Origin of the sequence: Ruoffia sp. FAM 24228, from assembly GCF_045528575.1 — a bacterium.
GTDB classification, from domain to species: domain Bacteria; phylum Bacillota; class Bacilli; order Lactobacillales; family Aerococcaceae; genus Ruoffia; species Ruoffia halotolerans.
Window position 1 is genome coordinate 1 of the sequence record NZ_JBGQQZ010000141.1, and the last position, 1050, is coordinate 1050.

Sequence of the window (1050 nt, forward strand, 5' to 3'; positions counted from 1 at the left end):
CATCCGTGGTAAGATGGGTGTAGGTCATTTGTGGTCACTCCTTTGTATTCTTTGGTCGGAATTACAAGTTGAGTGTACCACAAATGGCTGTTTTAGTTGTCTAGCTTAATTTTACAATCGGCGTAAACAGAAAAGAAGACTCAGTCGTGCTGGCATAGGATATATTCTTAAAAAACACTTTGAAATAGCGCGAATAAACAATTCTAATCATTTCCCAGTGAAAATTTCACCTCATGCCTTAAGGCATAGTAAAGCAATGCACTTACTAGAAGCAAATGTTAATTTGATTTATATTCGAGACTTTTTAGGTCATGTATCCGTCTCAACAACGGAAATCTATGCGAAAGCTAATCCAGAAATTAAACGAAAAGCAATCGAAGCAGCTAGCAATAATGTACTTCCAGAAGAAACATTGACTACAAATGACAAAGAAGTTCTACTAGATTGGTTGAAAGAATTTATTTAGAGTTAAAAATATGAGAATTAAGACTCTTTATTATGAAAAGAAACTTACTTCAAAAGGCGTTGAAATTAGAGTTTCAGCGCCTTACTTTACATAATATTTAACTTTTCATAAGATGAGTGGCTTCTTCATGACTTAACAGAAGAAGAACTATACTTGACCATGGAAATCATAGAAAAAAGGGAAAAGACGATATCTACGATCTTCTGTACCCAGTTCAACACTGCTGGATGGCATTCTAAGTTGGGAGGTGGACCAACAGGCGAAGCAGTTATTGATCGGATTGTTCATAATTCCTACACCATCACTATCGATGGTGAAACATCTATGCGTGAACGACTGGGTTTATCCAATAACTTCTAGGATATTACTATGAAAAACTAATATAATCCTATGGATTATGTAAAGATATCCCATAACTAACTTAAATCACAGTGGTTATGGGATATTTCTTTAGTGGTGTGTTTTGCAAATTTGAAGTACATAGTATTGCAACGAAAAGTACACAATATAGCCATCCAATTTTTTCCTTTTAATTATTCTTTTTTTGATAATGCATTTTTCAAACGAAAACTCTCTCCAGTAAA

2 pseudogenes are annotated in these 1050 nt (G+C 34.2%); both read left to right on the forward strand.

Going from position 1 to position 1050, the window contains the following annotated elements:
* Positions 1–130 precede the first annotated feature (130 nt).
* Positions 131–466: pseudogene (locus ACEN33_RS12395) on the forward strand (tyrosine-type recombinase/integrase); the annotation flags it as partial.
* Between the two features lie 123 nt (positions 467–589).
* Positions 590–826 (forward strand): annotated as a pseudogene (locus ACEN33_RS12400) (ATP-binding protein); the annotation flags it as partial.
* Between the last annotated feature and the right edge of the window lie 224 nt (positions 827–1050).